This is a genomic window from Bacillus sp. EB600 (assembly GCF_024494385.1).
Lineage (GTDB): Bacteria > Bacillota > Bacilli > Bacillales > Cytobacillaceae > JAEVLT01.
This window is the reverse complement of the sequence record NZ_JAEVLT010000032.1, coordinates 46930-52978: the sequence shown is the minus strand read 5'-3', so window position 1 is coordinate 52978 and position 6049 is coordinate 46930. Positions and strand designations below refer to the sequence as shown.

Below are 6049 nucleotides of genomic sequence, written 5' to 3'. Positions count from 1 at the left end.
AATTACTCCGTCGCTCAAAAGCGACTTTATAATATTACCAAGTTATTAACGTGATGTCAACAACTTTTTATTTTTTGTTTGCTGTCTTGCAACAACATTTAATACTATACCACCATAATTCGATATATGCAATAGCTTTGGACACTTTTTTCGACAAATTCCTTAAAATAATTTTAAAACAACCTATTCCCTAAACTCACTTGAAACCTTGACATACAAAAACCCCCTTAGTTGGATTTTCCAGTCCAACTAGGGGGCACATCATATCTAATGCTTTTTAGTCAAAATCTTAACGATGACGCATTAATGGGAATAACAATACATCCCGGATAGACGGTGAGTTCGTTAATAACATCACTAAACGGTCGACCCCAATTCCTAATCCGCCAGTTGGTGGCATTCCATATTCAAGTGCTTCGACAAAGTCTTCGTCCATCATATGGGCTTCATCATTACCCTGTTCACGTTCCTTCAGCTGGGCCTCAAAACGTTCCCTTTGATCGATTGGATCGTTTAGCTCCGTAAAGGCATTTGCATGTTCGCGGGCAACTATAAACAACTCAAAACGATCAGTAAAGCGGGGATCCTCTTCATTTTTCTTTGCTAGTGGAGAAATTTCAACTGGATGTCCATAAATAAACGTTGGCTGAATCAGCTTCTCTTCCACTTTTTGTTCAAAGAATTCATTCACAATATGGCCGTAGAGCATATGATCTGTTATTTCTACATCGTGTTCTTTTGCAAGCTGACGAGCTTCTTCTACACTCATCTCTTTCCAGAAGTCAACGCCAGTGTATTCTTTAATGGCGTCAACCATATGGAGCCTTTTCCACTCAGGTTCTAGGTCCACATCATACTCACCGTACTTAATCTTAGTTGTTCCTAATACTTCTTTAGCAATATGAGCAATTACATTTTCTGTTAAGCTCATAATATCGTTGAAGTCTGCATATGCTTCGTAAAGCTCAATCATTGTAAACTCAGGATTATGGCGGGTGTCTATTCCTTCATTTCGGAATACACGGCCAATTTCATAAACTTTCTCAAGGCCGCCGACAATTAACCTCTTTAAGTGCAATTCAATTGCAATCCGCATATAAAGTTCCATATCAAGAGCATTATGATGGGTAATAAACGGACGTGCCGCTGCACCACCAGCAATGGCGTGCATCATCGGTGTTTCAACCTCTAGGTAGCCATGATCGTCTAAATACCGGCGCATTGATTGAATAATTTTACTGCGGGTAATAAAGGTTTCCTTGCTTTCTTGGCTCATAATTAAGTCTAAATAGCGTTGGCGGTAACGCTGCTCAACATCCTTAAGACCATGAAATTTATCTGGTAAAGGACGGAGTGCCTTCGTCAAAAAGACAAAGTCTTTTACTTTTATGGACAATTCGCCTGTTTTCGTTTTAAAAATCGCTCCGGAAACACCAATAATATCGCCTAAGTCAGCAGTAGTAAACGTTTTATACTGTTCTTCTCCAACAGCATCCATTCTTACATAAATTTGAATTTGGCCAGATAAATCCTGAATATGAGCAAATCCAGCTTTCCCTTTACCACGCTTGGTCATAATTCTTCCAGCAACTGTAGCGGAAAGATCCTTTGCCTCAAGCTCGTCATGTTCTAGCTCACTATATGCTTCGATTAATTCCTTTGCAAGGTTCGTTCTTTCAAAACGTTTACCGAATGGATCTATTCCATTTGCACGCATTTGATTCATTTTTTCACGTCTAACAATGAATTGATCATTTAATTCCTCTTGACTCATACACTATCACTCCAATTAATTTCATCTCAATATGTAAAAAGCAATGCTGATCTCAGGACTTGTTTATATACACATACTTTACTATTTTACACAAACTTAAGAAAACAGACAGTAAAAAAGTTAAATATATATAAAAACTGCCAGCTATTTCACTGGCAGTCTGCATCTTTAACAAAGGTATTATAGAAAAGGAGACTCCAAAAGTCAAATTTTATCGGCTTTTTAGGCTTTTAAAAATTGGATTGGTTAACCAACAATAGCCTGATCTCTCTCATTTTCTTCCACATCAACGACGAGTTGATTTAACAGTGAAACCAAATCCACTCTCGTGCTGCACTCGTTAATCAGATTACGTACCATTGCATTACCGCGAATACCTTTTAAATACCATGCTGCATGCTTGCGCATTTCACGAACGCCAATGTACTCACCTTTCAGGGCAATTAAACGATCCAGGTGAAGAATACAAACAGTCATTTTTTCACGGATGGAAGGCTCACCCATTAACTTACCCGTTTCAAGGTATTGGACGGTACGGTAAATCATCCATGGATTACCTAAAGCCGCTCTACCAATCATAACACCATCACAGCCTGTTTCCTCCAGCATTCTTTTTGCATCCTGCGGTGTTTGAACATCACCATTCCCGATGATCGGAATGTTAACAGATTGCTTCACTTCACGAATAATATCCCAGTTCGATTTTCCTTCATACATTTGGACACGTGTTCGACCGTGGAGAGAAACAGCTTGTCCACCGGCACGTTCAACAGCCTGAGCATTCTTTACAGCAAAGATATGCTGTTCATCCCAGCCCATTCGCATTTTTACCGTTACAGGCTTTTCGACTGCTTCAACAACACTGGCGACCATTTCATATATTTTATCCGGATCAAGCAGCCATTTTGCACCAGCATCACACTTTGTAATCTTAGGAACTGGGCATCCCATATTAATATCAATAATATCGGCATTCGTGTTCCGGTCAACAAATTGCGCTGCATCGACAAGCGTTTCTTTTTCACCGCCAAAAATTTGCAGGCTAAGCGGTTTTTCCCGCTCATCTATATAAAGCATGTTCATCGTTTTTTCATTTTTTGAAACAATGCCTTTGTCACTGACCATTTCAGCACACACAAGTCCAGCGCCAAACTCTTTTACCGTTAAACGGAATGCAGAGTTGCAAACGCCGGCCATCGGTGCCAAAACAACCTGATTTTTTAAGGTGATATCACCGATTTTTAACATAAAGGATACCTCCCAATTGTCTTAACTATTTTCGTTAGGGGGTGTTAAGTCATCTACCGTTATCCTCAAGGCTCCGGCTATTTTTTCTAAAAAGTCTACTGACGGGAGACGGTTGCCTCTTTCAACCTCACCTAGTATTGAGACTGAAACACCAAGCTCCTTCGAAAAGCTTTCTTGTGTAAAACCTTTTAGCTTTCGATAGGCACGAATACGTCTTCCCCATTTTTCCGCTTCCATATTCGAACTCCTTCTGTATTACGTGATTGACCATGACGCAAGAACCGAGATTGATCTAGTGCAGGAAACCGGATGTCTGGACGAATTTCTAAAAGAGGGACCATAACAAACGCTCTTTCAAGCATCCGTGGATGTGGCACAATAAGCTTCTCTGTTTCAATATTTTCTTGGTTAAAGAGAAGAATGTCAAGGTCAATTGTTCGTGGTCCCCACCTTAGTTCCCTTTTTCTTCCAAGTAACTGCTCAATGTTCATACAGTTTGCAAGTAATTCATTTGCAGTTAAATAAGTTTTGACCTCAATCACCATATTTAAAAATAGATCCTGCTCCTCGTAACCAACCGGATCAGTTTCATAAACAGATGAAACATTTACCAGTTCGATTGCGGAATGACAGTCTAAAAGGTCAATTGCTTTTATCAAATACTGATAGCGGTCTCCCATATTGGAACCAAGGCCGATAAATGCTGTATTTTCCACTATGATCTTCTCCTCGTTATCTCGATCGCCACAGACTGATAATGGCCCGGAATTGGCGGGTCAGGTTTAATCAACATAACAGTTACCTCCGAAACAAGCGAAAAGTCTTTTAAGATTTTCCCTGCAATTCGTTCTGCAACTGTTTCAACTAACTTGGCAGGATCTCCCTCAACAATCTTCTGACAAACACTATACAGCTCGCCATAATTGACCGAATGCTCTAGCTGATCAGTTTGTCCAGCCCTTGTTAAATCAAGCGATACGCTTAAATCAACAACAAACCGCTGGCCGAGCTTGTTTTCCTCGGGGAAAACACCATGATAGCCGTAAAACTCCATTTTATTTACGTATATTTTGTCCAACTGCATCACCTTTGCCCATTAAAACATCCATCATTTTTGCCATCCTGGCTATTTCTTTTACATCATGAACACGAACCATCTGACAGCCCTTTTGGATTCCGTAGCAAACTGTTGCACCCGTTCCTTCCATTCTTTGATCAACAGGCAACTCAAGGGCGTTTCCAACCATCCTTTTGCGGGAGGTGGCTAAAAGAACAGGATAACCCGTTGCGACAAGAATTTCAAGATTTTGCATCATTTCTACATCTTCCTGATAATCCTTTGCAAAACCAATTCCCGGATCCAAAATGATATTTTCACCCTTTACGCCAGCATTCTTAACAAGCATAATACTTTCATACAAATCATTCAAAGCATCTCTCATAAACTGTTGATAGTTCCGTTCAGGGCGATTATGCATCAGGATTATCGGTACATTGCACTCTGCAGCAACCGCTGCCATCTGTGGATCCGCTTTTGCTCCCCAAATATCATTAATGATATGGGCACCCGCTTCAATGGATTGCTTTGCAACTTCAGCCTTGAATGTATCAACTGATATAGGAACATGGACATGCTTCGCTATCGCTTTAACAGCAGGTATGACCCGTTCAAGCTCTTCTTCAACAGAAAGAGGTGTATGTCCAGGCCTTGTTGATTCACCGCCGATATCAATGATATCTGCCCCATTTTCAACCATCTCTTGGGCATGTTCGATCGCACTGTTCAGATTGTTAAACTTTCCGCCGTCAGAAAATGAATCAGGGGTTACATTTAAGATACCCATAATAATCGTCTTTTTTCCGTAATCCAATGTATATGGACCGCACTGAATCGTCTTTGTAAACTTTTCTTTCAAGCTATTTTCCTCCATTTCCGTTCTTCAATTATCTCTTTTATCATACACGATCTGACACTTTTTTGAAAAAAGAAAAAAGCATTGGCCCACGCCAATGCCTTTCCTTTTAATGCTAATAAGCCTCAGCGCAAACAAGCACCTTCAGCATTTCTTATTATTCGGCATCGTATTGATAAAGTGCTGTACTTAAATAACGTTCGCCGTTATCAGGGATAATGGCAAGTACTTTTTTGCCTTTACCTAATTTTTTAGCTACTTCAACTGCCGCATGAATTGCAGCCCCTGAAGAAATTCCGCCCAGAATTCCTTCTTCTCTGCCGGCACGGCGTGCAGCTTCGAAAGCTTCATCTGTAGTTACTTGGATAACTTCATCATATATATCTGTATTTAAGACAGCTGGTACAAATCCTGCACCAAGTCCTTGAAGTTTATGTGGTCCAGGTTTACCTCCTGAAAGTATTGCAGAATCCTTTGGCTCAATAGCGTAAATTTTAATTTCAGGGAATTTTTCACGTAAAACGCTTCCTGCACCGGTAATCGTTCCGCCTGTTCCAATACCGGCAACAAATGCATCTAATTGATCCATTTGTTCAACAATTTCTTTACCTGTTGTCCGTTTGTGAACTTCTGGGTTAGCAGGGTTTGTGAATTGTTGTGGTAAGAAGTAGCCCTTCTCTTTAACAAGCTCTTCTGCTTTTGCAATTGCACCCTTCATACCGTCTGGTCCAGGGGTTAACACAAGCTCAGCGCCATAAGCACGAAGCAGGTTACGTCTTTCTAAACTCATTGTTTCAGGCATTACGAATACAGCTTTATAACCTTTTGCAGCTGCAATCATGGCAAGTCCAATACCAGTATTTCCGCTTGTAGGTTCAACAATTGTATCCCCAGGTTTAATTACACCTTGTTGTTCAGCAGCTTCAATCATAGCTAATGCAATACGATCTTTAACACTGCTTCCAGGATTGAAATATTCTAATTTCAAATAAACCTCAGCACTATTTTCATCAACTAATCTGTTTAACTTTACAATTGGTGTTTGACCGACTAATTCGGCAACTGAATTTGCAACACGCACCATTGTGGCCACCTCTATTCCCGAGTATTTTTA

At 40.3% G+C, this 6049-nt stretch carries 7 protein-coding genes; all 7 read right to left on the bottom strand.

Annotated elements, in window-relative coordinates:
• Nucleotides 1–289: 289 nt before the first annotated feature.
• A complete protein-coding gene (gene lysS, locus JN080_RS22410) occupies nt 290–1774 on the bottom strand; it encodes a lysine--tRNA ligase (RefSeq protein ID WP_256238199.1) in 1485 nt (494 codons plus the stop codon).
• Between the two features lie 246 nt (nt 1775–2020).
• Nucleotides 2021–3022 carry a tRNA dihydrouridine synthase DusB gene (gene dusB, locus JN080_RS22405; RefSeq protein WP_256238198.1) on the bottom strand — a complete coding sequence of 334 codons (1002 nt, stop codon included), beginning with the start codon at nt 3020–3022 and terminating at the stop codon, nt 2021–2023.
• 21 nt (nt 3023–3043) lie between these two features.
• Nucleotides 3044–3259, bottom strand: coding sequence for a helix-turn-helix domain-containing protein (locus JN080_RS22400; protein WP_256238197.1), 216 nt, complete (start codon nt 3257–3259; stop codon nt 3044–3046).
• Nucleotides 3211–3738 carry a 2-amino-4-hydroxy-6-hydroxymethyldihydropteridine diphosphokinase gene (gene folK, locus JN080_RS22395; protein ID WP_256238196.1) on the bottom strand — a complete coding sequence of 176 codons (528 nt, stop codon included), beginning with the start codon at nt 3736–3738 and terminating at the stop codon, nt 3211–3213. The genes JN080_RS22400 and folK overlap by 49 nt, the downstream gene beginning before the upstream one ends.
• A complete protein-coding gene (gene folB, locus JN080_RS22390; RefSeq protein WP_256238195.1) occupies nt 3738–4100 on the bottom strand; it encodes a dihydroneopterin aldolase in 363 nt (120 codons plus the stop codon). The genes folK and folB overlap by 1 nt, the downstream gene beginning before the upstream one ends.
• Nucleotides 4078–4866: a dihydropteroate synthase gene (folP, locus tag JN080_RS22385; protein ID WP_256238203.1), complete on the bottom strand. Its 789-nt coding sequence runs from the start codon at nt 4864–4866 to the stop codon at nt 4078–4080. Before folP ends, folB begins: the two co-directional genes overlap by 23 nt.
• A gap of 226 nt (nt 4867–5092) precedes the next feature.
• Nucleotides 5093–6019, bottom strand: a complete 927-nt coding sequence (gene cysK / locus JN080_RS22380) for a cysteine synthase A (RefSeq protein ID WP_256238194.1) — start codon at nt 6017–6019, stop codon at nt 5093–5095.
• Nucleotides 6020–6049: the final 30 nt, after the last annotated feature.

Bases quoted from the DNA above. Each gene is read 5' to 3' on its own strand.
- folP (WP_256238203.1), bottom strand. From the start codon at position 4,866: ATGGGTATCTTAAATGTAACCCCTGATTCATTTTCTGACGGCGGAAAG.
- cysK (WP_256238194.1), bottom strand. From the start codon at position 6,019: ATGGTGCGTGTTGCAAATTCAGTTGCCGAATTAGTCGGTCAAACACCA.
- dusB (WP_256238198.1), bottom strand. From the start codon at position 3,022: ATGTTAAAAATCGGTGATATCACCTTAAAAAATCAGGTTGTTTTGGCA.
- JN080_RS22400 (WP_256238197.1), bottom strand. From the start codon at position 3,259: ATGGAAGCGGAAAAATGGGGAAGACGTATTCGTGCCTATCGAAAGCTA.
- lysS (WP_256238199.1), bottom strand. From the start codon at position 1,774: ATGAGTCAAGAGGAATTAAATGATCAATTCATTGTTAGACGTGAAAAA.